Annotated in this window: 24 protein-coding genes and 1 other annotated feature (1 of these 25 cut by a window edge); of the genes, 14 read left to right on the forward strand and 10 right to left on the reverse strand. The window is 50.5% G+C overall.

All coding sequences use genetic code 11. The annotated features are described in order from the left end of the window. Nucleotides 1-73 (reverse strand) — a sequence feature (Trp leader region); it reaches 22 nt to the left of the window's first position. Continuing rightward, complete coding sequence (gene trpL, locus GUC46_RS10905; RefSeq protein WP_191229385.1) at nucleotides 50-94, reverse strand: trp operon leader peptide; 45 nt, start codon at nucleotides 92-94, stop codon at nucleotides 50-52. Its footprint overlaps the feature before it by 24 nt. 135 nt (nucleotides 95-229) lie before the next feature. Here trpL and rnm point away from each other — a divergent pair, with 135 nt between their 5' ends. The 3 genes from rnm (at nucleotide 230) to rluB (ending at nucleotide 2701) form a co-directional block, all read left to right on the forward strand. After that, nucleotides 230-1108, forward strand: coding sequence for an RNase AM (gene rnm, locus GUC46_RS10910; RefSeq protein ID WP_130714608.1), 879 nt, complete (start codon nucleotides 230-232; stop codon nucleotides 1106-1108). Then, the gene (locus GUC46_RS10915) at nucleotides 1105-1725 is read left to right on the forward strand and encodes an L-threonylcarbamoyladenylate synthase (protein WP_003020628.1); all 621 of its coding nucleotides are present in this window, start codon (nucleotides 1105-1107) and stop codon (nucleotides 1723-1725) included. The genes rnm and GUC46_RS10915 overlap by 4 nt, the downstream gene beginning before the upstream one ends. A 100-nt stretch (nucleotides 1726-1825) precedes the next feature. Continuing rightward, nucleotides 1826-2701 carry a 23S rRNA pseudouridine(2605) synthase RluB gene (rluB, locus tag GUC46_RS10920; RefSeq protein WP_016150338.1) on the forward strand — a complete coding sequence of 292 codons (876 nt, stop codon included), beginning with the start codon at nucleotides 1826-1828 and terminating at the stop codon, nucleotides 2699-2701. A gap of 83 nt (nucleotides 2702-2784) precedes the next feature. Here rluB and cobO read toward each other — a convergent pair whose 3' ends face one another. Both cobO and GUC46_RS10930 read right to left on the reverse strand, forming a co-directional pair. Continuing rightward, nucleotides 2785-3375 (reverse strand): cob(I)yrinic acid a,c-diamide adenosyltransferase, encoded by a 591-nt coding sequence (gene cobO, locus GUC46_RS10925; RefSeq protein WP_071685618.1) that lies wholly within the window; start codon nucleotides 3373-3375, stop codon nucleotides 2785-2787. Continuing rightward, nucleotides 3372-4133: a YciK family oxidoreductase gene (locus GUC46_RS10930; RefSeq protein ID WP_044710922.1), complete on the reverse strand. Its 762-nt coding sequence runs from the start codon at nucleotides 4131-4133 to the stop codon at nucleotides 3372-3374. The genes cobO and GUC46_RS10930 overlap by 4 nt, the downstream gene beginning before the upstream one ends. 221 nt (nucleotides 4134-4354) lie before the next feature. Between GUC46_RS10930 and sohB the strand changes: the two genes are divergently transcribed. Then, nucleotides 4355-5401: a protease SohB gene (sohB, locus tag GUC46_RS10935; protein WP_003843986.1), complete on the forward strand. Its 1047-nt coding sequence runs from the start codon at nucleotides 4355-4357 to the stop codon at nucleotides 5399-5401. Between the two features lie 110 nt (nucleotides 5402-5511). Here sohB and GUC46_RS10940 read toward each other — a convergent pair whose 3' ends face one another. Then, nucleotides 5512-5763: a YciN family protein gene (locus GUC46_RS10940; RefSeq protein WP_003020616.1), complete on the reverse strand. Its 252-nt coding sequence runs from the start codon at nucleotides 5761-5763 to the stop codon at nucleotides 5512-5514. Nucleotides 5764-6161: 398 nt separating this feature from the next. Between GUC46_RS10940 and topA the strand changes: the two genes are divergently transcribed. From topA to acnA, 5 genes are all read left to right on the forward strand, one after another. After that, nucleotides 6162-8759, forward strand: coding sequence for a type I DNA topoisomerase (gene topA, locus GUC46_RS10945; protein ID WP_121540120.1), 2598 nt, complete (start codon nucleotides 6162-6164; stop codon nucleotides 8757-8759). A gap of 208 nt (nucleotides 8760-8967) precedes the next feature. After that, the gene (gene cysB / locus GUC46_RS10950) at nucleotides 8968-9942 is read left to right on the forward strand and encodes an HTH-type transcriptional regulator CysB (RefSeq protein WP_003020610.1); all 975 of its coding nucleotides are present in this window, start codon (nucleotides 8968-8970) and stop codon (nucleotides 9940-9942) included. Nucleotides 9943-10256: 314 nt separating this feature from the next. Then, nucleotides 10257-10397, forward strand: a complete 141-nt coding sequence (locus GUC46_RS10955; protein ID WP_213083937.1) for a YmiA family putative membrane protein — start codon at nucleotides 10257-10259, stop codon at nucleotides 10395-10397. Between the two features lie 2 nt (nucleotides 10398-10399). Continuing rightward, nucleotides 10400-10570 (forward strand): hypothetical protein, encoded by a 171-nt coding sequence (locus GUC46_RS23920; protein ID WP_169328871.1) that lies wholly within the window; start codon nucleotides 10400-10402, stop codon nucleotides 10568-10570. Nucleotides 10571-10877: 307 nt separating this feature from the next. Beyond that, nucleotides 10878-13553 carry an aconitate hydratase AcnA gene (gene acnA / locus GUC46_RS10960; protein WP_032935577.1) on the forward strand — a complete coding sequence of 892 codons (2676 nt, stop codon included), beginning with the start codon at nucleotides 10878-10880 and terminating at the stop codon, nucleotides 13551-13553. 49 nt (nucleotides 13554-13602) lie between these two features. On the opposite strand, the gene ribA is transcribed toward acnA, so the two are convergent. Beyond that, on the reverse strand, nucleotides 13603-14193 hold the full coding sequence (gene ribA / locus GUC46_RS10965; RefSeq protein WP_003020601.1) for a GTP cyclohydrolase II: 591 nt from the start codon (nucleotides 14191-14193) through the stop codon (nucleotides 13603-13605). A 202-nt stretch (nucleotides 14194-14395) separates the two neighbouring features. Between ribA and pgpB the strand changes: the two genes are divergently transcribed. From pgpB to yciH, 5 genes are all read left to right on the forward strand, one after another. Next, nucleotides 14396-15160, forward strand: a complete 765-nt coding sequence (gene pgpB, locus GUC46_RS10970) for a phosphatidylglycerophosphatase B (RefSeq protein ID WP_003840717.1) — start codon at nucleotides 14396-14398, stop codon at nucleotides 15158-15160. Between the two features lie 149 nt (nucleotides 15161-15309). Then, the gene (locus GUC46_RS10975) at nucleotides 15310-15618 is read left to right on the forward strand and encodes a LapA family protein (RefSeq protein ID WP_003020595.1); all 309 of its coding nucleotides are present in this window, start codon (nucleotides 15310-15312) and stop codon (nucleotides 15616-15618) included. 6 nt (nucleotides 15619-15624) lie between these two features. Continuing rightward, complete coding sequence (lapB, locus tag GUC46_RS10980; protein ID WP_003020592.1) at nucleotides 15625-16794, forward strand: lipopolysaccharide assembly protein LapB; 1170 nt, start codon at nucleotides 15625-15627, stop codon at nucleotides 16792-16794. A gap of 190 nt (nucleotides 16795-16984) precedes the next feature. Then, a complete protein-coding gene (gene pyrF, locus GUC46_RS10985) occupies nucleotides 16985-17722 on the forward strand; it encodes an orotidine-5'-phosphate decarboxylase (protein WP_003840720.1) in 738 nt (245 codons plus the stop codon). Further along, complete coding sequence (gene yciH, locus GUC46_RS10990; protein ID WP_003843984.1) at nucleotides 17723-18049, forward strand: stress response translation initiation inhibitor YciH; 327 nt, start codon at nucleotides 17723-17725, stop codon at nucleotides 18047-18049. 91 nt (nucleotides 18050-18140) lie between these two features. On the opposite strand, the gene osmB is transcribed toward yciH, so the two are convergent. From osmB to GUC46_RS11015, 5 genes are all read right to left on the reverse strand, one after another. Beyond that, a complete protein-coding gene (gene osmB, locus GUC46_RS10995; RefSeq protein ID WP_003020583.1) occupies nucleotides 18141-18359 on the reverse strand; it encodes an osmotically-inducible lipoprotein OsmB in 219 nt (72 codons plus the stop codon). Between the two features lie 268 nt (nucleotides 18360-18627). Next, nucleotides 18628-19380 carry a DNA-binding transcriptional regulator YciT gene (locus GUC46_RS11000; protein ID WP_130714609.1) on the reverse strand — a complete coding sequence of 251 codons (753 nt, stop codon included), beginning with the start codon at nucleotides 19378-19380 and terminating at the stop codon, nucleotides 18628-18630. A 95-nt stretch (nucleotides 19381-19475) separates the two neighbouring features. Next, on the reverse strand, nucleotides 19476-19658 hold the full coding sequence (locus tag GUC46_RS11005) for a hypothetical protein (protein ID WP_003020577.1): 183 nt from the start codon (nucleotides 19656-19658) through the stop codon (nucleotides 19476-19478). Nucleotides 19659-19841: 183 nt separating this feature from the next. After that, nucleotides 19842-21833, reverse strand: a complete 1992-nt coding sequence (gene pdeR / locus GUC46_RS11010; protein WP_003840724.1) for a cyclic di-GMP phosphodiesterase — start codon at nucleotides 21831-21833, stop codon at nucleotides 19842-19844. A 264-nt stretch (nucleotides 21834-22097) separates the two neighbouring features. Further along, nucleotides 22098-24032 carry an exoribonuclease II gene (locus GUC46_RS11015; protein ID WP_003840726.1) on the reverse strand — a complete coding sequence of 645 codons (1935 nt, stop codon included), beginning with the start codon at nucleotides 24030-24032 and terminating at the stop codon, nucleotides 22098-22100. Nucleotides 24033-24104: the final 72 nt, after the last annotated feature.

Here is a 24104-nt window from a genome sequence, read left to right on the forward strand (position 1 = left end):
CGGGCCGGGTATCTGGTTGCAAATTGCAGACGTAAGACACTGCCCGAAATCAGGAAGTGCGCCACCAACCGTGCAGAAAAAATGTTGCTTTCATTGCAGATACCTTCTTCATGTGAACTTGCGTACTAGTTAACTAGTTCGATGGGATAAAGTCAACACCTGATTTCAGTATATTTGCCGAAACCGCTATGATGGGCGTGTTACGACATTTATTGAAACGGGAGCCGCCTTGAGCGACACGAATTACGCAGTGATTTATGACCTGCATAGTCATACTACAGCCTCCGATGGGCGATTAACCCCAGAAGCCTTAGTACAGCGTGCGGTAGAGATGCGAGTCGGTACACTGGCGATCACCGATCATGACACTACGGCGGGGATTGCGGCGGCAAGAGAAGAAATTTCACGTTCGGGTTTAGCGTTAAATTTGATCCCTGGTGTCGAGATATCAACTGTCTGGGAAAACCATGAGATCCATATAGTGGGTCTGAACATTGATATCGCCCATCCCATGATGTGCGATTTTCTGGCGCAACAAACGGAACGTCGTCAGCAGCGTGCGCGCCTGATTGCCGAACGACTCGACAAAGCGCATATCCCCGGCGCGTGGGAAGGGGCGTTGCGCCTGGCTGATGGCGGGGCGGTTACGCGAGGCCATTTTGCGCGTTTCCTGGTGGAATGTGGCAAAGCCACAACCATGGCGGATGTCTTTAAAAAATATCTTGCCCGTGGGAAAACCGGTTACGTTCCGCCACAGTGGTGTACAATAGAACAAGCTATTGATGTCATTCATCATTCTGGCGGTAAGGCTGTTCTGGCTCATCCTGGGCGGTACGATCTTAGCGCTAAGTGGCTGAAAAGACTGGTTGCACATTTTGCTGAACATCGCGGTGACGCGATGGAAGTAGCGCAGTGTCAGCAGTCTCCCAATGAACGCACCCATCTGGCGACGCTTGCGCGTCAGCATCAATTGTGGGCATCGCAAGGGTCTGATTTTCATCTACCCTGCCCATGGATTGAGTTGGGTCGTAAACTTTGGTTGCCCGCAGGCGTAGAAGGCGTCTGGCAACTTTGGGAGCAGCCCGAGATCACAGAGAGGAAAGTATGAGCCAGTTTTTTTATATTCATCCCGAAAACCCGCAGCAGCGCCTGATCAATCAGGCCGTTGAAATCGTGCGTAAAGGTGGGGTGATCGTCTATCCAACCGACTCCGGCTATGCGTTGGGCTGCAAAATTGAAGATAAAGGCGCAATGGAGCGCATTTGCCGAATCCGTCACCTGCCGGACGGGCACAACTTTACGCTGATGTGCCGTGACCTGTCTGAACTGTCGACCTATTCGTTTGTCGACAACGTGGCCTTCCGTTTAATCAAAAACAACACGCCGGGCAACTACACCTTCATCCTGAAGGGGACGAAAGAGGTTCCGCGCCGCTTGTTGCAAGAAAAACGTAAGACCATCGGCCTGCGTGTACCCTCAAACCCGATAGCACTGGCGCTGCTTGAAGCGCTGGGCGAGCCGATGCTCTCCACGTCACTGATGCTGCCGGGTAGCGAATTTACCGAGTCAGATCCGGAAGAAATTAAAGACCGCCTGGAGAAACAGGTGGATTTAATTATCCACGGCGGATATCTCGGCCAACAGCCGACCACGGTCATTGATTTAACCGACGATTCTCCGGTGGTGTTGCGTGAAGGCGTCGGTGACGTTAAACCTTTCTTATAAGGGCGTGAACCGCTATACTACGCGGCCTTAAAATGGCGCTGACTGGCGCCGTTGATTCTCCTGTTCGACGCCTGTGAAGGCGACACCTAAAGGAAGCTCTATGAGCGAAAAGTTACAAAAAGTGCTGGCGCGCGCTGGCCACGGTTCTCGCCGTGAAATCGAATCTATTATTGCCGCGGGTCGCGTGAGCGTTGATGGCAAAATTGCCACGCTCGGCGATCGCGTTGAAGTCACTCCGGGTCTGAAAATCCGTATCGACGGTCATCTGATTTCGGTTAAAGAGTCTGCGGAGCAAATCTGCCGTGTTCTGGCCTATTACAAGCCAGAAGGCGAACTGTGTACCCGTAACGACCCGGAAGGTCGTCCGACCGTGTTTGATCGTTTACCAAAACTGCGTGATGCGCGCTGGATTGCCGTAGGGCGTCTGGACGTGAATACATGCGGTTTACTGCTGTTTACCACCGATGGTGAACTGGCTAACCGTCTGATGCACCCAAGCCGCGAAGTTGAGCGTGAATATGCGGTACGTGTGTTTGGTCAGGTTGATGATGCAAAACTGCGCGATCTGAGTCGTGGCGTGCAGCTGGAAGATGGTCCGGCGGCATTTAAAACGATCAAGTTCAGCGGTGGTGAAGGGATCAACCAGTGGTATAACGTCACGCTGACCGAAGGACGTAACCGTGAAGTCCGCCGCCTGTGGGAAGCTGTAGGTGTACAGGTAAGCCGTCTGATTCGTGTCCGTTATGGTGATATCCCTCTGCCGAAAGGCCTGCCGCGTGGTGGCTGGACAGAGCTTGATCTTGCTCAGACCAACTATCTGCGTGAACTGGTGGACCTGAAGCCGGAAACGACCTCTAAAGTGGCCGTCGAGAAAGATCGTCGTCGCATGAAGGCGAATCAGATCCGTCGTGCGGTGAAGCGCCACTCTCAGGTCGGCGGCAGCCGTCGTCCGGGTGGTCGCAGCAACAACGGTTAATCATGACCAGGCCTGATAAGCTAAGCGCCATCAGGCGTTAGCGTGGAGCCGGATGCGGCGCAAACGCCTTATCCGGCCTACACTCAATAATCGATCCCTGCTTGGGCTTTCACGCCCGCTTCAAACGCATGCTTGACCGGGCGCAGCTCGCTAACCGTGTCAGCTAACTCCAGAATATCGCGATGACATCCACGGCCGGTAATAATGACCGTTTGATGGGCTGGGCGCGCGTTCAGGGCATTGATGACCTCTTCAAGCGGCAGATAGTCGTATGCCACCATGTAGGTCAGCTCATCCAGTATCACCATATCCAGTTCATCGTCGGCCAGCATCCGCTTGCCGTGTTCCCACACGGCCATACAGGCTGCGGTGTCAGACTCGCGGTTCTGCGTTTCCCAGGTAAATCCTGTCGCCATAACCTGAAACTCTACGCCGTGGGGTTCAAGTAAGTTACGTTCTCCGTTTGGCCACGTACCTTTAATAAATTGTACGACGCCGACTTTTTTACCATGGCCCACAGCACGCGTGGCGGTACCGAATGCGGCGGTGGTTTTACCCTTACCATTTCCGGTGAACACGATGATAATTCCGCGCTCATCTTTCGCTGCGGCAACGCGTGCGTCAACCCGATCTTTTACGCGCTGTTGACGTTGCTGATAGCGTTCTTCACTCATTGGGCAATTCCTGGTTTACGGCCCGGCTGGGCATCAAAAGTCATACCGGTTTTACGGCGGCTGTCATCGCCCATCAGCCACAGGTAGAGCGGCATAATATCGGCGGGAGTTTTCAATTTTTGCGGATCTTCCGTTGGGAATGCGCTGGCTCGCATGCCAGTTCGCGTCCCACCAGGATTGATACAGTTTACGCGCAGATGACGGTTTTGATACTCATCAGCCAGAACCTGCATCATCCCTTCGGTCGCAAATTTTGAGGTGGCATATGCTCCCCAATTGGCGCGTCCCTGGCGACCGACACTGGAAGAGGTAAAGACCAGCGATCCGGCATCGGATTTGAGTAACAACGGCAGCAATGCCTGAGTCAGCATAAAAGTGGCATTTACATTTACCTGCATCACATCCTGCCAGACCTGCGGGTTTTGTTCACTCATTGGACAAATATCGCCGAGTAATCCGGCGTTATGCAGTACGCCATCCAGACGAGGGAAATGTGCAGCAATGCGCTGCGCAAGCTGGTGGCATTCTTCAGAGGTACAGGTCAGTAGATCCAGTGTAAACCACTGTGGTTGTGTTCCGTTTTCATCGGCGATAGTGCGGGCAACCTGACGCAGTTTTTCTTCTTTACGCCCAAGCAGGATAACGGTCGCGCCATAGCGTGCATAGGTCTGCGCGGCTTCGCGTCCGATACCATCGCTGGCACCGGTGATAAGAATAATGCGGCCCTGTAGAAGGTCTTGTTTAGGTTGGTAATGCACGGCTACTCCTCGGCGACGTCCTGGATATCTCGTTCGCGATAACTTTTGGGCTTTATGCCTTAAACCCTGTACTTTTTCAATCAGCCAAAGGCAATAACACCGCAAAATGAACGCTTTGTCATGCTTTTTACTGATTCAGCACTGGATGTATGAAGCAAGACGAGGTGACACGCCTGTTGTACACTGAGCGGAAGTCGCGTTGTTTAACCAAGGTGGGTCTCGTGGAATTGTTGTCTGAATATGGGTTGTTTTTGGCAAAAATTGTCACTGTCGTGGTGGCTATTGCAGTGGTGGTGATGCTGATCGTAAACGCGACACAACGCAAACGTCAGCGTGGGGAATTGCGGGTTATTAACCTCAGCGATCAATATAAAGAGATGAAGGAAGACCTGTCGCTAGCCTTATTGGATGGGCATCAGCAAAAATTCTGGCATAAGGCGCAGAAAAAGAAACAAAAGCTGGAGGCGAAAGCGGCTAAGGCAAAAGCGAAACTGGGTGACAGTACGTCATCAGATAAACCTCGTGTATGGGTGCTTGATTTTAAAGGCAGTATGGATGCCCATGAGGTCAGCGCATTACGCGAAGAGGTGACGGCTGTGCTGGCGGTTGTTAAACCTCAGGATCAAGTGGTGGTTCGTCTGGAAAGTCCGGGTGGTGTGGTACATGGTTATGGCCTGGCTGCGTCCCAGTTACAACGTCTGCGCGATAAGCAGATCCCGCTGACCGTTACGGTAGATAAAGTCGCTGCGAGCGGCGGATATATGATGGCCTGCGTGGCGGATAAAATTGTCTCGGCGCCGTTTGCTATCGTCGGCTCAATTGGCGTGGTGGCGCAGATCCCGAACTTTAACCGCTTCCTGAAAGGGAAAGATATTGATATCGAACTGCACACCGCCGGACAGTATAAGCGTACGTTGACCTTACTCGGTGAAAACACGGAAGAAGGGCGGCAGAAATTCCGCGAAGATCTGAACGAAACGCATCATCTGTTTAAAGATTTTGTGCAGCGCATGCGTCCGACTCTGGACATTGAGCAGGTTGCCACCGGTGAACACTGGTTTGGTCAACAGGCGCTGGCAAATGGGCTGGTGGATGAGATCAATACCAGCGATGAGGTGATCCTCGGGCTGATGGAAGGTCGTGAAGTATTGAACGTTCGCTATCTGCAGCGTAAAAAGCTGATGGATCGTTTTACCGGTAGTGCGGCGGAGAGCGCCGATCGTTTGCTGATGCGCTGGTGGCAGCGGGGGCAGAAGCCACTGATGTAAAATTGTCATTGCCGGATAGCGATGCTCATATATCTCCTATCCGGCCTACAAATATGCATCAATATAGGCTGGATAAGGCGATGCCGCCATCCGGCAAATTATTACTCGTGTTAATCGATCAAGTGATACTTTTCGGAAAGTACGTGCGCCAGGTGTTTAAACATATTAAACACCGCCGTACTTTTGGGCGTTGGTAGCCCTTGCTCGTCTAAAAAGTAATCTCCGCTGAAAACCAGCACGCCGTTTCGCTGCGTAACGCCGGTGGCGACAATCCCCGCCAGCGTGTCCTCATGCTCACGAATGATTTTGTTGGCTTCAATCAGCAGTGTTTCGCGATCGATGGGTTGAGTGTCTTTATGCATGATTTACTCCTTAAACAAGGACATTAGTCTACGCTGAGCCCGCCTTATGGGCAAATATTCCCTGACATAAATGAAGGTTTTACGACAGTGTTACAACTGGCGAGATTTGTTTTTGCATGCTAATAAAGTTGCGTAACGCATTTTATCAGGTACAGTGTGACGCTTTCGTCAATCTGGCAACAGATTTGCTTGACATTCGACCAATACTTCGTCGTGCTAGAGCGTTTGTGAGAAAAAAAGCCTGTTAACTCAGTTACATGAGAGTTACATTACAAGCGCGAATCAGTTTAAAGGGTTGATATCCGCCGACGCAGAGACCATATCGATGTCTCGTCGCCAGTGGAAGGTGAATCAACGTGCGACGCATTCTGGAAGAATCAAATTAGGTAAAGGTGAATATGGGTAAAGCTCTTGTCATCGTTGAGTCCCCGGCAAAAGCCAAAACGATCAACAAGTATCTGGGTAATGACTACGTGGTGAAATCCAGCGTCGGTCATATCCGTGATTTGCCGACCAGTGGCTCAGCAACTAAAAAGAGCGCCGACTCAACCTCCACCAAAACGGCTAAAAAGCCCAAAAAGGATGAACGTGGCGCTCTCGTCAACCGTATGGGTGTTGACCCGTGGCACAACTGGGATGCGCGCTATGAAGTGCTGCCTGGTAAAGAGAAAGTTGTTTCTGAACTGAAGCAACTGGCTGAAAAAGCCGACCACATCTATCTCGCAACTGACCTTGACCGCGAAGGGGAAGCCATTGCATGGCACCTGCGGGAAGTCATCGGTGGCGACGACACCCGCTACAGCCGCGTGGTGTTTAATGAAATTACCAAAAATGCTATTCGCCAGGCGTTTGAAAAACCGGGCGAGTTGAACATCGATCGTGTTAATGCGCAACAGGCGCGCCGCTTTATGGACCGTGTTGTGGGCTATATGGTGTCGCCACTGCTGTGGAAAAAAATTGCACGCGGTCTGTCTGCCGGTCGCGTACAGTCTGTGGCTGTGCGTCTGGTGGTTGAGCGTGAACGCGAAATCAAAGCATTTGTTCCAGAAGAGTTCTGGGAAATTGATGCTAACACGACCACGCCGGGCGGCGACGCGTTGCCGCTTGAGGTGACGCATCAAAATGATAAGCCGTTCCGTCCCGTAAATCGGGAACAAACGCTTGCCGCTGTTAGCCTGTTGGAAAAAGCGCGCTATAGCGTATTGGAACGTGAAGATAAACCGACCAGCAGCAAGCCGGGCGCACCGTTCATTACCTCCACGCTACAGCAGGCTGCGAGCACGCGTCTCGGCTTCGGTGTGAAGAAAACCATGATGATGGCGCAGCGCTTGTATGAAGCGGGTTACATCACTTACATGCGTACTGACTCAACCAACCTGAGCCAGGATGCAGTGACCATGGTTCGCGATTACATCAGCGATAATTTTGGTAAAAAATATTTGCCGGAAAACGCGAATCAGTACGCCAGCAAAGAGAACTCGCAGGAAGCGCACGAAGCTATCCGTCCTTCCGATGTCGCCGTACAGGCGGAATCGCTGAAAGATATGGAAGCTGATGCGCAAAAACTGTATCAGCTGATCTGGCGCCAGTTTGTTGCCTGTCAGATGACCCCAGCTAAATATGATTCCACAACGCTCACCGTGGGTGCGGGTGATTTCCGCCTGAAGGCGCGCGGTCGTATTCTGCGCTTCGATGGCTGGACGAAAGTGATGCCAGCGTTGCGTAAAGGCGATGAAGATCGCATCTTACCGGCGGTGAACAAAGGCGATACGCTGACGCTTATCGAACTGACGCCAGCACAGCACTTTACTAAACCGCCTGCGCGCTTCAGTGAAGCTTCGCTGGTTAAAGAGCTTGAAAAGCGTGGCATTGGTCGTCCATCTACCTATGCGTCGATCATTTCTACGATTCAGGATCGTGGTTATGTTCGCGTTGAAAACCGTCGCTTTTACGCTGAAAAAATGGGTGAAATCGTCACCGATCGTCTGGAAGAAAACTTCCGCGAACTGATGAACTACGATTTTACCGCGCAGATGGAAGATAGCCTCGACCAGGTGGCGAATAAAGAAGCCGAATGGAAGGGCGTACTCGACAACTTCTTCACTGATTTTACTCAGCAACTGGATAAAGCCGAGAAAGATCCTGAAGAAGGCGGTATGCGTCCGAACCAGATGGTGCTGACCAGCATTGATTGCCCGACCTGCGGACGCAAGATGGGTATTCGTACCGCCAGTACCGGCGTTTTCCTTGGTTGCTCCGGCTATGCACTTTCCCCGAAAGAGCGTTGCAAAACCACCATTAACCTGGTGCCGGAAAACGAAGTATTGAACGTGTTGGAAGGCGACGACGCGGAAACGAACGCATTGCGCGCCAAACGCCGCTGCCAGAAGTGCGGTACGGCAATGGACAGTTATCTTATCGATCCTAAGCGTAAATTGCATGTGTGTGGTAATAACCCAACCTGCGACGGCTACGAGATCGAAGAGGGCGAGTTCCGTATCAAGGGTTATGACGGTCCTATCGTCGAGTGCGAAAAATGTGGTTCTGAAATGCACCTGAAAATGGGACGTTTCGGCAAGTACATGGCGTGTACTAACGACGAGTGCAAAAACACCCGTAAGATCCTGCGTAACGGTGAAGTCGCTCCGCCGAAAGAAGACCCAGTTCCGTTGCCGGAACTGCCGTGTGAAAAATCTGACGCGTATTTCGTGTTACGTGATGGTGCTGCAGGTATCTTCCTGGCGGCCAATACGTTCCCGAAATCACGTGAGACTCGTGCGCCGTTGGTGGAAGAGTTGTACCGCTTCCGCGATCGCCTGCCGGAAAAACTGCGTTATCTGGCAGATGCGCCGCAAACTGATCCGGATGGTAACAAGTCCATGGTTCGTTTCAGCCGTAAAACCAAGCAGCAATACGTTGCCGCTGAGAAAGACGGTAAGGCGACTGGCTGGTCCGCGTTCTTTGTTGACGGCAAATGGGTAGAAGGGAAGAAATAACAGCGTTTCGGCTGAATTTCTCCTCAAAGGGTCGCGTAAGCGGCCCTTTTTGTTTCTCGCATATTATTTTTTGTCATACCTATACAGCGTACATATAAATGATATAGTGGTTATAGTTAACAGAGTTTTTATTATTAAATCGTATTAGCAGCGCCCGCGAGCCTGCACTGAAACGATGATTTGATGGCGCGAATCGGGATGGCATAACATGAAATTACAGCAGCTTCGCTACATTGTTGAGGTGGTGAACCACAACCTTAATGTCTCCTCAACAGCGGAAGGGCTTTATACCTCGCAGCCCGGTATCAGTAAGCAAGTTCGTATGCTGGAAGATGAACTTGGCATCCAGATTTTTGCCCGTAGCGGTAAGCACCTGACGCAAGTTACGCCAGCGGGGCAGGAAGTTATTCGTATTGCGCGAGAAGTTCTGTCGAAGGTGGATGCCATTAAGTCCGTTGCTGGCGAACATACCTGGCCGGACAAAGGCTCGTTATATATCGCCACTACGCACACTCAGGCGCGTTACGCTTTACCGAACGTGATTAAAGGTTTTATTGAGCGCTATCCTCGCGTCTCATTGCATATGCACCAGGGATCGCCGACACAAATCGCCGAAGCCGTTTCGAAAGGAAATGCAGATTTTGCTATCGCGACGGAAGCCTTGCACCTGTATGACGACCTGGTGATGTTACCTTGCTACCACTGGAACCGCTCGATCGTCGTCACGCCGGATCATCCGTTGGCGGGGAAATCTTCGGTTTCTATTGAGGAACTGGCACAGTATCCGCTGGTGACCTACACGTTTGGTTTTACCGGACGCTCGGAGCTGGACACCGCGTTTAACCGCGCGGGTCTGGAGCCACGTATTGTCTTTACCGCGACCGATGCTGATGTCATTAAAACCTATGTCCGTCTGGGCCTTGGCGTGGGTGTGATTGCCAGTATGGCGGTTGATCCTGTTTCCGATCCTGACCTGGTACGCGTGGATGCTCACGATATCTTCAGCCATAGCACCACCAAAATTGGTTTTCGTCGCAGCACCTTCTTACGTAGTTACATGTATGATTTCATTCAACGTTTCGCGCCGCATCTGACGCGTGATGTGGTGGACACGGCGGTGGCGCTGCGTTCCAACGATGATATTGAAGCCATGTTTAAAGATATTAAATTGCCTGAGAAATAATAACGACTGTAACCTCGTCGGTATCCATAAGCATAAAGCGATACCGACGGGAAACACTGAATTAATTGATAATTTACCGTGGATAAATTAACCATATATAGCTTGTGGAAAAAATTCTCTAAAGTAGTTTCAAATTAGTCAGCTTGCCAAAAATTCCTTTCAAATATTTATAACCGATCAAACAATCGATTTATTTATCAGGACGAGTCTGAAAATTAACTGGCTTTTTTTCGCCTTTTTTATTAGGATTCCTCCTATCTGATGATTAATTGTACCGATTGTTTGGTGCCTAAATGATAAGTGATTTCGATAGTATGAGGTTAGCGATGCCTTCAGGAAACCAGCCAGCACGCAGGGATCCGGTGATGAAACGTAAAGCCTGGTTCGCCGTATTTCTTGGTTCTGCGATATTCTGGATTATTGTCGCACTCGTGGCCTGGAATGTGTGGGGGTAAGTATGTCCGCACCAGAGCAGCACTCTACCGAAAGGCTATCGCCTCATGACCATGAACAAGAGAGCAAAACCGTCGCAGAGAAGGGGCAGAAGGTACCCGAATCCTGGAACCTTTCTCCTGAACAACGGGCGTTTATTGATCTGTTAACTGATGATGATGAACAGAAACAATAATTCGTACGTATTTTATAATAATAACGATTACCTTGTGCCCTTGAATATCGAATCATTTATCCATGTAATCGTCATCAACAACCTAATCAACGTATTATCCATTGCTCTATTGCCTGCTGAATATTCATCCTATTAACTACACGGTTAGACCTTCCTCCTTACCATCGACCTAAGTTCGCGCTTTTATATCGCCCGCTACTTTTATCATTTTGAGTTGTTATCAAAGCGTTACATTTTGTTTGTGTTATCTTTAATACTAACCCTGAGGAAAGTCAGGGGATCCAACCCTGTCATTTAAGGAGGAGCTATGTCGTCGACCCTACGAGAAGCCAGTAAGGACACATTGCAGGTTAAAGATAAAACCTACCGCTACTACAGTTTACCCCTGGCTGCTAAATCATTGGGTGATATCACCCGACTACCCAAATCGCTAAAAGTGTTGCTGGAAAACCTGCTTCGTTGGCAGGATGGTAATTCCGTTACCGAAGATGATATTCATGCTCTCGCACATTGGCTGAAGACCGCCCACGCCGATCGTGAAATTGCCTATCGACCCGCTCGTGTTCTGATGCAGGATTTTACCGGCGTTCCGGCGGTGGTCGATCTTGCCGCCATGCGCGAAGCGGTGAAACGTCTGGGGGGAGATACGGCAAAAGTGAATCCGCTTTCGCCAGTGGACCTTGTCATTGACCACTCGGTAACGGTGGACCGTTTTGGTGATGATGATGCTTTCGAAGAAAACGTTCGCCTGGAAATGGAACGTAACCATGAACGTTATGTGTTCCTGAAATGGGGACAGCAGGCATTTAGTCGCTTCAGCGTTGTACCGCCGGGAACGGGGATTTGCCACCAGGTAAACCTTGAATACCTTGGCAAAGCCGTCTGGAGCGAGTTACAGGACGGTGAGTGGGTGGCTTATCCCGATACGCTGGTCGGTACCGATTCCCATACGACAATGATTAATGGTCTCGGTGTGCTGGGATGGGGCGTTGGAGGCATTGAGGCTGAAGCAGCAATGCTGGGTCAACCGGTCTCTATGCTTATCCCGGATGTCGTAGGCTTTAAACTAGTGGGCAAACTGCGGGAAGGTATCACCGCTACCGACCTGGTTTTAACCGTTACCCAGATGCTGCGTAAGCACGGCGTGGTCGGTAAATTTGTTGAATTCTATGGTGATGGCCTCGACACCTTACCGCTGGCCGATCGGGCAACCATTGCGAACATGTCACCGGAATACGGCGCAACCTGCGGTTTCTTCCCGATCGATGGCATCACTCTTGAATATATGCGTCTGAGTGGACGCAGTGAGGAGCAGGTTGAGTTGGTCAGCGCCTATGCCAAAGCGCAGGGAATGTGGCGTAATCCAGGGGATGAACCCGTATTTACCAGTTCACTGGAGCTGGATATGGGCAGTGTGGAAGCTAGCCTTGCCGGACCGAAGCGCCCGCAGGATCGGGTGGCACTGGCTGATGTTCCGAAAGCGTTTTCGGCGAGCAATGAACTCGAAGTAAATAGCTCGCTGAAAGACCGTCAGCCCGTGGACTACACCATGAGCGGCCAGCAGTATAAGCTGCCGGACGGTGCGGTGGTGATAGCAGCTATCACTTCCTGTACCAACACCTCCAACCCAAGCGTATTGATGGCGGCGGGACTGTTGGCGAAAAAAGCAGTGACACTTGGTCTGAAACGTCAGCCGTGGGTGAAAGCCTCGCTGGCGCCAGGATCGAAGGTGGTGTCTGATTATCTGGCGCAGGCTGGGTTCACGCCGTACCTTGATGAGCTGGGATTTAACCTTGTAGGTTATGGCTGTACCACCTGTATTGGTAACTCGGGTCCGTTACCCGATCCTATCGAGACAGCCATCAAAAAAGGCGATCTCACCGTTGGCGCCGTGCTTTCCGGCAACCGAAACTTTGAGGGGCGTATCCATCCGCTCGTGAAGACCAACTGGTTGGCGTCTCCGCCGCTGGTGGTGGCCTATGCGCTAGCAGGGAATATGAATATCAATCTGACGAAAGATCCGTTAGGCCATGACAGAAAGGGCGATCCCGTTTATCTGAAAGATATCTGGCCGACGGCTCAGGAAATTGCCCGTGCCGTGGAGCAGGTTTCTACCGCCATGTTCCATAAAGAATACGCTGAAGTCTTTGAAGGTACGCCAGAATGGAAAGCTATCCAGGTTGATCGGGCTGATACCTATGGTTGGCAGTCTGACTCAACTTATATCCGCTTGTCGCCGTTCTTCGATGGTATGCAGGCTACGCCGGATCCGGTCCAGGACATTCATGGTGCGCGTATCCTCGCAATGCTTGGAGATTCCGTCACCACCGACCATATTTCTCCTGCCGGCAGTATTAAGCCGGATAGCCCGGCAGGTCGTTATCTGCAAAGCCACGGCGTTGAGCGTAAAGATTTTAACTCCTATGGTTCACGCCGCGGGAATCATGAAGTGATGATGCGCGGTACCTTTGCCAATATTCGTATTCGTAATGAGATGGTACCCGGAGTGGAAGGTGGGATGACGCGTCATTTGCCGGGAACCGAGGTAGTGGCTATCTATGATGCGGCTATGCAATATCAACAGGAGAATATCCCCCTGGCGGTTATTGCCGGGAAAGAGTATGGCTCTGGCTCCAGTCGCGACTGGGCGGCAAAAGGCCCACGCTTGCTGGGGATTCGCGTGGTTATCGCTGAGTCCTTTGAGCGAATTCACCGTTCTAACCTGATTGGTATGGGGATTTTGCCGCTGGAATTTCCACAGGGCGTCACGCGCAAAACGCTGGGACTAACCGGTGAGGAAGCGATCGATATTACGGACCTGCAAAACATCAAGCCGGGCGCAACAGTGCCGGTGAATATGGTTCGCTCAGATGGACGTAAAGAGGTGATTTTATGCCGCTGCCGTATCGATACCGCGACGGAGCTAACTTACTACCAGAACGATGGTATTCTGCACTACGTGATTCGTAATATGTTGAATTAAAATGTATAAAGCCTGCGAGAGCAGGCTTTTTTATCGGCGGTAACAACCATTACTTGCCCAGCAAATGCCCCATCTTGGCGGCTTTGGTGTCCAGGTAATGTTCATTGTTCGGGTTACGACCCACAATCAGCGGCACGCGTTCAACAATATTGATTCCCGCTTCGGTCAGAATTTCCACTTTTTTCGGGTTATTGGTCAGCAAACGAACCTCGTCCACGCCCAGCAGCTTGAACATATCCGCACACAGCGTGAAATCACGCTCATCTGCTGCAAAGCCCAACTGATGGTTAGCCTCAACGGTATCATAACCCTGGTCCTGCAACGCGTAGGCGCGGATTTTATTGAGCAGGCCGATATTGCGTCCTTCCTGACGATGATAAAGCAGGATACCGCGCCCTTCTTCAGCAATGTGGGTGAGAGCCGCTTCGAGCTGGAAGCCGCAATCGCAACGCAGGCTAAACAATGCATCGCCAGTCAGACATTCGGAGTGGACACGCGCCAGAACAGGCGTTTGACCTGTGATATCGCCAAAAACCAGTGCGACGTGATCGTGTCCGGTTGCCAGTTCTTCAAATCCCACCATCAGGAAATCACCCCAGGGGGTTGGCAGTTTGGCTTCTGCCACACGTTTAAGCTGCATGTAATTCTCCAGATTATGCTGGCACTGTCGTGCCGTCGCCTGTTGGCTTCTTGTTCTGTATTGCACTATTTTGCCATAAGGCAACGATGTTCACCTAATCGCGACAACGGATTCGCCTTTGGAATGGCACAAAAATGTCAATTTTCCCGGCATGCACTTTTTTCAGTTATGATTGTGAGACTTATAGACGAAAGGAGAGGCAATGCTGTCAATTGCAAAGCGCACTGCGGTCGGGGCCGGGCTGCTACTTATTATGCCGGTTGCTGTATGGGTATCGGGCTGGAGCTGGCAGCCGGGACACAACGTTTGGTGGCTAAAATCTCTGTACTGGGTAACGGAAACGGTGACGCAGCCGTGGGGGATTATCACTCACGTTGTGCTCTGCGCATGGTTTCTGTGGTGTCTGCGTTTTCGTCTGAAAGCTGCGGTAATGCTGTTTGCGATCCTGGCCGTGGCAATTTTAGTCGGTCAGGGTGTGAAGTCCTGGGTTAAAGACAGGGTGCAGGAACCTCGGCCCTTTGTCGTATGGCTGGAAAAAACGCACCATATCCCGGTTGATGAGTTCTACACTTTAAAACGTAAAGATCGTGGCAACTTAGTTAAAGAGCAATTGGCCGAACAACAGGATATTCCGACGTTTCTACGTAAGCACTGGCAAAAAGAAACGGGTTTTGCCTTTCCGTCAGGACATACAATGTTTGCTGCCAGTTGGGCTTTACTGGCAGTAGGGCTGTTATGGCCACGCCGACGTACGCTGACGATTGTGTTTTTGCTTATCTGGGCGACAGGTGTTATGGGTAGCCGCTTGCTGTTGGGCATGCACTGGCCGCGTGATTTGGTCGTTGCAACGCTGATTTCATGGCTGCTGGTAACGCTGGCGACCTGGCTCGCGCAGCGAGTATGCGGGCCACTTACGCCGCCTGTGCAGGAGGCAAAAGAAATCGCGCAACGCGAGCAAGAAAGCTAGCTATGATTGATTTTTCAAATTTTGCCCTTAAATCAGAAAGCGGAAAGCGCTTTTCCATTTCGCACTCGTTGTGAAAATGGTAATTTAAAGGGCTCAACGCGGTAAGTTGTACACGATTTATTCGCTTAAACCACATAACGGGAAGTAATGTGAAATATTTACTCATTTTCTTACTGGTGTTGGCGATTTTTGTTATTTCGGTGACATTAGGTGCGCAAAACGATCAACAGGTTACGTTTAATTACCTGCTGGCTCAGGGTGAGTATCGTATCTCTACGCTGCTTGCTGTATTGTTTGCCGCAGGTTTTGCGATTGGTTGGTTAATTTGCGGCCTTTTCTGGCTGAAGGTTCGAGTGTCTCTTGCGCGCGCCGAACGTAAAATCAAACGACTGGAAAACCAGCTTACGCCTGCGACCGACGTTGCGGTTTCTGCCGATTCGTCGGTTGTGAAGGAATAATTATTTATGTTGGAGTTGTTGTTTCTGCTTTTACCTGTAGCCGCTGCCTATGGGTGGTATATGGGTCGCAGAAGTGCGCAACAAACCAAGCAGGATGAAGCTAACCGTCTTTCCCGTGACTATGTCGCCGGGGTTAACTTCCTCCTGAGCAACCAACAAGACAAAGCGGTGGATCTGTTCCTCGATATGCTAAAAGAGGATACGGGCACCGTTGAGGCTCATCTCACTCTCGGAAACCTGTTTCGCTCGCGCGGTGAAGTCGATCGCGCAATCCGCATCCATCAAACGTTAATGGAAAGTGCTTCGCTGACCTACGAGCAGCGTTTGTTGGCCGTACAACAGCTGGGGCGCGATTACATGGCCGCAGGTCTGTACGACCGCGCGGAAGACATGTTCAATCAGCTTACCGATGAAACAGATTTTCGCGTCGGTGCATTACAGCAACTGCTGCAAATTTATCAGGCGACCAGCGATTGGCAGAAAGCCATTGATGTCGCAGAACGTCTGGTGAAGCTAGGCAAAGATAAACAGCGTATTGAGATAGCCCACTTCTACTGCGAACTGGCCTTACAGCAGATGGGCAGCGACGATATGGATCGCGCCATGGCGCTGTTGAAAAAAGGGGCTGCGGCAGACAAAAACAGTGCCCGGGTTTCCATCATGATGGGCCGTGTGTACATGGTGAAAGGCGAGTACGCGAAAGCCGTTGAAAGTCTGCAACGCGTGATTTCTCAGGATAAAGAACTGGTCAGCGAAACGCTGGAAATGCTGCAAAGCTGCTACCAGCATCTGGGGAAAACCGATGAGTGGGCAGAGTTTTTACGTCGGGCCGTTGAAGAGAATACTGGCGCCGCCGCCGAGCTGATGCTGGCCGATATTCTTGAAGCGCGTGAGGGGACTGATACCGCTCAGGTTTATATTACCCGCCAACTACAACGCCATCCTACGATGCGCGTTTTCCACAAATTAATGGATTACCATCTTAACGAAGCAGAAGAAGGGCGCGCGAAAGAGAGCCTGATGGTTCTGCGCGATATGGTCGGGGAGCAGGTGCGCAGCAAGCCGCGCTATCGTTGCCAGAAGTGCGGATTTACCGCATATACACTGTACTGGCACTGTCCATCTTGTCGCTCATGGTCAACCATTAAGCCTATTCGCGGACTTGATGGGTTGTAATTTTTAAAAAAATCTTACTTTAGTTACAACATACTAATGATGGATAACAAAGCCATCCTCAGCCACCGTTGCCAAATTCGCCTGGCAGAAATGGAATCGCGCCTGTTAATTTTCTATTACCGCAGGTAGAATGCACGCCGTTTACCCATTTCGCGCTACTGTCGGCGCCCATCCTCAAGAAGGTCTGGTCATGACGTTTACTGCTTCATCTTCTTCTCGTGCTGTTACTGATTCTCCTGTCGTTGTCGCTCTCGATTATTCCAATCGTGATAAAGCATTAGCTTTTGTCGACAGAATTGATCCTCGTGATTGCCGTTTGAAAGTGGGCAAAGAGATGTTCACGCTTTTTGGACCTCAGTTGGTTCGCGATTTACAACAGCGTGGTTTTGACGTTTTTCTTGATTTGAAATTTCATGATATTCCCAACACTACCGCGCATGCCGTTGCGGCAGCGGCTGAGCTTGGCGTGTGGATGGTTAACGTTCATGCTTCTGGTGGGGCGCGTATGATGACCGCCGCACGTGAAGCCTTATTACCTTTTGGCAAGGACGCACCGCTGCTGATTGCGGTAACGGTTCTGACCAGTATGGAAGCCAGCGACCTCGCCGATCTCGGCGTGACGTTGTCACCTGCAGAGCATGCTGAAAGGCTGGCGCGCTTAACCCAACATTGTGGTTTGGATGGCGTTGTATGCTCCGCGCAGGAAGCGGTGCGATTCAAGCAGGCGTTTGGCCAGGCATTTAAATTGGTTACGCCGGGTATTCGTCCTGAAGGCAGCGAGGCGGGCGACCAGCGTCGCATTATGACGCCGGAACAAGCACAGTCAGCTGGTGTGGATTATATGGTTATTGGTCGTCCGGTCACGCAGTCGGCAGATCCGGCTCAGACGCTGAAGATGATTAATGCCTCACTGAAACGAGGTGCGTAAATGAACGACTCAAACTCTCGCCTGGTCTACTCAACCGACTCCGGGCGCATTGATGAACCAAAAGCTGCTCCTGTGCGCCCACAAGGCGATGGCATTGTTCGTATCCAGCGCCAGACCAGTGGCCGCAAAGGTAAGGGCGTGTGTTTGATTACCGGTATTGATCAAGACGATGCCGAACTGACCAAATTAGCTGCGGAACTGAAGAAAAAATGTGGTTGTGGCGGGGCAGTGAAGGATGGCGTGATTGAGATACAGGGTGATAAACGCGACCTGATTAAATCGCTGCTGGAAGCCAAAGGAATGAAAGTTAAACTGGCTGGCGGTTAATAAAAAAAGCCACGGAATATTTCCGTGGCTTTTTAATAATACAGACCTGAAAAAGTAAACGTATTATTATATCGAGCCGTTCAACCGTAGATTATTTACCCACCTGGTGGCCAATGATACCACCTACTGCAGCACCACCCAGCGTACCCAGCGTGCTGCCGTCAGTCAGGACTGCACCACCTATTGCACCTGCACCAGCACCGATTGCAGTGTTACGATCGCGTTTGGACCAGTTAGAGCAGGCGCTCAGCGACATTGCCAGAGTAATCGCCAGAATGGCAGCGGTCATTTTTTTGCTCGTTACTAACATAATACTTTCTCCTGAATTATTGATTCACGGAATCCAGTGTTCTTTAAGAATAGCGCTAAATTTAGGCTAACGAAGATATTTCCGTGAAACCGTTTAGCGAAGGCATTACAAACACTATCCTGAAGTTGGAGGTTCGTTCCTGTTATATCGCTAACATTAATTTTACGACTTAATCCTGTTAACGACAGGTAAAAAGTCTTAATTGGACTGTCAGATAACTCTCAGAGAGGAGATGATTTGCCAACTGACAAATCATCTGCTGAAGATGTTACGCGTGGGCATCAATGATATTGACGGTTAATCCGGAGTGCTCAAGCTGCATTTGTACGCTGGCGCTAAGTCTGGAGTCCGTGACTACGCGGCTGAATCGCTCTAATGGACCCAGCGTGTACGGGTGAATGGCTTCGAATTTTGAGCTGTCAGTCAGCACAATAACTTCTGCACCTTTTTCCAGCACCGCGTTAACCACATCAGAACGCATCATGTCGCGTCCGGTGAAGCCGGTGTCAGCCTGCCAGCCATCAATGCCGATAAAGGCCTTGCTGAAGTGTACCTGCTGGATAAACTGGCGAGTTAAGGGCCCAACCATACTTTCGCTTTTTTTCTGATAGATGCCGCCAAGGAGAATCACTTCGCAGGGGGTTTCTTTCAGCAGATGGGCTATATAGCTGCTGACGGTAATGATGGTGACATCTTTTTGCTCCGCGAGCGTTCTGGCTAAGAGCGCATTGCTGCTGCCGTTTTCAATGAATACGGACTCACCTGGGCTTACCAGCGATGCGGCGAATTCAGCCAGCTCACGCTTCAGCGTAAAATTAGTCATCATGCGCGTTTCCACATCATCGCTGTTCAATGAAACAGCAAAACCGTGCGCACGGCGTAAATAACTCTGTTTTTCCAGTGCGTTCAGATCCTGTCGAATCGTCACTTCTGAGACACCGGTGATTTTTGCCAGTTCGGCAACGCTCATCTGACCTTTATCAGTCACCATCTGCAAAATAGATTGTTGTCGGGAATTCATAATATTAATTTTATTGCGATATCGTATCGGAAATTAAACGGAAACTGCCTCACGTGCAGTTTGCTTATAGCAGCGACATTAAAGGGTTAATGTCGTCAGATCTCCCAGGGAGCCTTGTGCTTTTTGGGCAAGGATTCGGCATCTTCTTTGGTCATGTTTAGCAGCTCAGCCTTCAGAATTTCGAGATTATGGATAGCTGAGTGGTAATCACCTGCAACGAGGATATCCAGCACGGTATCAATGCGTTCGGCCAGACGCTGAGCGTCGATATCAGACATGGTTATCATCCTAATGGCAATAGAGTTTGAATTTCATGATGCAGAATTTCATGGCAAAAGAGAAGGGAAAAATAGTATTAACTATCAACGATAGAAGAATATTATATATTCTGTGATTACATGAAGATAGGATCGTTACGTAATGTCCATTTATGGCTATTTTCAACGTTTGATCCCACTGCATTAGCGTGTTTTTTTATTGAGGTGCCGTCGATACCAACGCTCAAACGCGGCGGCTGGCATTGGTTTGGCAAACAAAAAACCCTGACGCTCGTTGACGCCATTTTTGGTTAAAAACGCATCCTCTTTCGCGCTTTCAACACCTTCGGCGATGACCTGCAGGTTGAGTGCCTGTGCGACCGCAACAATGGCACGTACCAGCGACTGCGAAACAGGTTGTTTGTGTACATCCCTGACAAAGGTTTGATCCAGTTTAATTGCATCAAGCGGGAACCGAGCCAGTTGAGACAGTGACGAATAACCGGTACCAAAATCATCCAAATGGATTTGCGCCCCCATCTGGCTAAACTGCTGAATGACGGACAGTGCCAACTGCTCATTTTCAATTAAACTGCTTTCCGTTAACTCGACATCGATGGGGCAATATTCAAAGTCGAGTTCATGAAGCACCTGCTTGAGATCGGTAAATAGCGTCTGATCGGCGAGCTGCCGGGCAGAAACGTTTACCGCCACGCGCAGATTGATTCCCTTTGCGCGCCATTTTGCTATCTGACGCACAACGTCCAGAATAACCCAGCGACCCAGAGGAACGATAAGCCCTGATTCTTCGGCGTAGGAGATAAATTCCAGTGGTGGAATGAGGCCTCGTTCCGGAGACTGCCAGCGAACCAGCGCCTCCAGGCTGCGCACTTCGCCTCGCCAGGTTATCTTTGGCTGATAATGGATAACCAGTTGATCGTTTTCCAGCGCTTTGCGCAGATTAGTATCCAGCCACAGATATTCAAATACCCGCTGATTCATTTCCGGAGAGAAAACACAAAACTGTCCACGGCCACCTTCTTTTGCGGTGTACATGGCCGTATCGGCGTTACGAATGACGCTCTCGCAGTCCTGACCATGTTGTGGGGCGAGGGAAATACCAATAGAGCATCCGGTATAGATTTCAATCAGGCCGATGCGAAAAGGTTGACGCAGGCGTGTCAGAATACGCGACGCGGTGGCTTCCAGTGAACCCTGGGATGTTTCGGTGGCAAGGACAATAAACTCATCGCCGCCAAACCGTGCCAGTAACTGGTTTTCGCTAAGGCAACTGAGTATTGCCAGCGATACGCTTTGCAATAGCTGATCGCCAAACATATGCCCGTAGGCATCGTTTACCTTTTTGAAGTTATCCAGATCGAGGTACACAATCCCGACCTGCGTATCGCCCGCGTTCTCAATCGCATTGCTGATCAGATTATGAATAGCGTTGCGATTGGGTAATCCAGTGATCGAGTCAGTATTCGCCAACACCCGCAAACGCTCCTGGGCGCGGCGTTCTTCAGTGATATCGGTCCCGGAACAGATCAGAAATATTTCGTTCTTGCCGCTACCGTTATGCACAAATTTATTACGAAATAAAAACAGACGCTGTCCTTTGCAGGTCTTCACCCAGCGTTCAACTTCATATGAGTTACCTTCGCGAAAAAAGACCTCGATATTGCGTCGTGACGCGGCAGCTTCACGTCGACTCATAAATAATGTGAATACACTTTGGCCAATGACTTCACGTTCTTTGAGTCCGGTATACTCTTCGCACAGTCGATTAAACCGCTGAATGTTGCCCATGCGATCAAGAATGACAATGACTGAATTGGCTTCAGAAACCACCTGTTCGGCAAAAGAGAGGCCATGAGCCAGGTCACGGGCGACGGAAGGGGTGTCATCCCAGGCGGATGCGCTACCGGCCCATTCACGCTTATTGATTTTTCGGCCGACCAGATGCACGGGAATGTTGTCATCTTCAATCGGTAACGTCATTAATAAACTTGACGTAATTACCGTCATCTCGCGAATGCGTTCGGCTTGTTCCGGGGATAATTCGATGGTCTGATCGGCCTCTGACGTTTCTTCGACAGAGAAATGCAGGATGTTGCAATCCTCTGACAAACGCCAGTAAGGGTTATTGGTGCCAACATAGCTATACAACGTAATCAGCTCCCGGACGTCTTTCATGATGTGTACTATCCCGTTTAAAGCGCATAGAGCCTCAAAAGTATGGGTAGCCATGATTCATTCAGGGTGATTATGGCTGAACGTATTGTTTTTTTTATATATTTATGTGTAATCCAGAATCCGTAAAAAGCAAAGCCAACGGAGCTGAAAAATAGTAAATAAATTTTTTGACTGGATGAAAGAAGTGTAGTGCGCGGTTGAAATTTGGGAGGTAAAAAGAAAACGACCTTTCAAAAATGAGAAAGGTCGCTTGATTTATGCGTGTTACGCGGCTGGACGCGCGATAACGCTGCGGGTTTCCATCCGTACTTCAGCGATAGTTACGTCAATCACATCTGTGACTTTGTAAACCACTTCACCTTTAATTTGCACGGTGCCGCTTTCCTGGCTGCATACCAGTTCATCACGAACGGCGTGCAGGAACGGTGCTGGAATAAATGCAACAGCGCCATTATCAACCAAGCGCACGCGCATGCCACCGCGGCTGACGTCAATGATCTCGGCCGCAAAGCGGGTGTCTGTACCGGCTTTATCACTCAGGAAACGGGCGTAAAGCCAGTCACCCACGTCACGCTCAGCCATCCGGTTCAGGCGACGACGTTCTGCCATTTGCACGGTGGTATCATCCTGAGGTCGGGCGATGGTTTCGCCTTTGATGACAGCCTTAAGCAGACGGTGGTTGATCATATCGCCATACTTACGGATTGGGGAAGTCCAGGTGGCATATGCCTCCAGACCCAGCCCAAAGTGTGGACCTGGCTCAATACTTATTTCAGCGTAAGACTGGAAGCGGCGAATTCGGCTGTCGAGGAAGCCTGATGGCTGAGCATCCAGTTCGCGGCGCAGTTTGCAGAAACCTTCCAGAGTCAGGACTTCTTCGGCATCGACGTGCATACCGTGGGTTTTCAGCAGCGCGGCCAGAGCGTCGGCGTTGGCCGGGTCGAATCCCATATGGACGTTATAAATACCGAAGCCCAGCTTGTCGCGAAGCACACGGGCGGCGCAAATATTTGCCGCAATCATGGATTCTTCCACGATACGGTTTGCGATGCGACGTGGTTCAGCGACGATGTCCAGTACTTCACCTTTTTCACCGAGAACGAAACGGTAATCCGGGCGATCTTTAAAGACCAGCGCGTGGTTATGGCGCCACTCTCCTCGGCTCAGACAAATACGATGCAGCAGACGGATCTGTTCCGCAATCGCGTCGTTTTCTGGTTGCCACTCGCCTGTACCTTCCAGCCAGTCGGAAACATTGTCATAGGCCAGCTTCGCTTTTGACTCAATTGTCGCAGCGAAAAAGGTGATGTTGTCTTCAATCGCGCCATCGGCGGTAATGCTCATACGACAAGCTAAAACCGGGCGCACTTCGTTCGCGCGCAGAGAGCAAAGATCGTCAGACAGCTCACGCGGCAACATCGGGATATTGAACCCCGGTAAATAATTGGTGAACGCGCGAATTTTTGCCGTTTTATCCAGCTTACTGCCTTCTGCAATCCAGGCTGTTGGGTCGGCAATGGCGACGGTTAATTGTAGCGTGCCGTCAGCTTGTTCTTCAGCATACAGCGCATCGTCCATATCTTCGGTGCTGGCGCTGTCGATGGTGACGAAATTAAGGGCAGTTAAATCTTCACGAACCAGGCCTTCGTCCAGCATTTCGGTTGCTACGCCGTCCGGTGCTTCTTTTTCCAGATTATGGCGTGCCAGTGTGACCCACCACGGGACAAAGTGGTCATCAGCAAAAGTGATAAATTGGGTTAACTCGGCGTAGAAGGTGCGATCGCCTTTCAGCGGGTGACGGCGCATTTCTGCAACTGCCCAGTCGCCTTCTTTAAATTCATGTTCAACGCCACGGGTGGCACGACAAGGAATAGCATCTTTCAGTAACGGATGATCCGGCACGATGGACAGACGATCATTTTTGCCCTGAACTTTACCCACGAAGCGCGTCAGGAAGGGTTCGATCAGTTCTTCCGGCTCTGCAGACTCACGATCTTTTTCTGTATGGATAACCGCAACAATGCGGTCGCCATGCATCACTTTTTTCATCTGCGGCGGTGGAATGAAATAGCTTTTTTGTGCATCGACTTCCAGGAAGCCAAAGCCTTTTTCCGTGGCTTTTACCACCCCTTCAGCACGTGGCGTCTGGGAATGTAGTTGCTGTTTAAGCTGCGCTAGCAGCGGGTTGTCCTGAAGCATAATTGTCTATTTTCGTGGCTAAAAGAGCGGCTGACAGTTTTACGCGATTCTGCCAGTGGCAGCAAGCGCTCT

Source organism: Citrobacter sp. LUTT5, from assembly GCF_009905315.1.
Classification (GTDB): Bacteria; Pseudomonadota; Gammaproteobacteria; order Enterobacterales; family Enterobacteriaceae; genus Citrobacter; species Citrobacter freundii.

Coding starts and splice junctions, on each gene's coding strand:
- GUC46_RS10915 (WP_003020628.1), top strand. CDS start 1,105: ATGAGCCAGTTTTTTTATATTCATCCCGAAAACCCGCAGCAGCGCCTG.
- rluB (WP_016150338.1), top strand. CDS start 1,826: ATGAGCGAAAAGTTACAAAAAGTGCTGGCGCGCGCTGGCCACGGTTCT.
- cobO (WP_071685618.1), bottom strand. CDS start 3,375: ATGAGTGAAGAACGCTATCAGCAACGTCAACAGCGCGTAAAAGATCGG.
- GUC46_RS10940 (WP_003020616.1), bottom strand. CDS start 5,763: ATGCATAAAGACACTCAACCCATCGATCGCGAAACACTGCTGATTGAA.
- topA (WP_121540120.1), top strand. CDS start 6,162: ATGGGTAAAGCTCTTGTCATCGTTGAGTCCCCGGCAAAAGCCAAAACG.
- cysB (WP_003020610.1), top strand. CDS start 8,968: ATGAAATTACAGCAGCTTCGCTACATTGTTGAGGTGGTGAACCACAAC.
- GUC46_RS10955 (WP_213083937.1), top strand. CDS start 10,257: ATGAGGTTAGCGATGCCTTCAGGAAACCAGCCAGCACGCAGGGATCCG.
- GUC46_RS23920 (WP_169328871.1), top strand. CDS start 10,400: ATGTCCGCACCAGAGCAGCACTCTACCGAAAGGCTATCGCCTCATGAC.
- acnA (WP_032935577.1), top strand. CDS start 10,878: ATGTCGTCGACCCTACGAGAAGCCAGTAAGGACACATTGCAGGTTAAA.
- ribA (WP_003020601.1), bottom strand. CDS start 14,193: ATGCAGCTTAAACGTGTGGCAGAAGCCAAACTGCCAACCCCCTGGGGT.
- pgpB (WP_003840717.1), top strand. CDS start 14,396: ATGCTGTCAATTGCAAAGCGCACTGCGGTCGGGGCCGGGCTGCTACTT.
- lapB (WP_003020592.1), top strand. CDS start 15,625: ATGTTGGAGTTGTTGTTTCTGCTTTTACCTGTAGCCGCTGCCTATGGG.
- pyrF (WP_003840720.1), top strand. CDS start 16,985: ATGACGTTTACTGCTTCATCTTCTTCTCGTGCTGTTACTGATTCTCCT.
- yciH (WP_003843984.1), top strand. CDS start 17,723: ATGAACGACTCAAACTCTCGCCTGGTCTACTCAACCGACTCCGGGCGC.
- osmB (WP_003020583.1), bottom strand. CDS start 18,359: ATGTTAGTAACGAGCAAAAAAATGACCGCTGCCATTCTGGCGATTACT.
- GUC46_RS11000 (WP_130714609.1), bottom strand. CDS start 19,380: ATGAATTCCCGACAACAATCTATTTTGCAGATGGTGACTGATAAAGGT.
- GUC46_RS11005 (WP_003020577.1), bottom strand. CDS start 19,658: ATGTCTGATATCGACGCTCAGCGTCTGGCCGAACGCATTGATACCGTG.
- pdeR (WP_003840724.1), bottom strand. CDS start 21,833: ATGAAAGACGTCCGGGAGCTGATTACGTTGTATAGCTATGTTGGCACC.
- GUC46_RS11015 (WP_003840726.1), bottom strand. CDS start 24,032: ATGCTTCAGGACAACCCGCTGCTAGCGCAGCTTAAACAGCAACTACAT.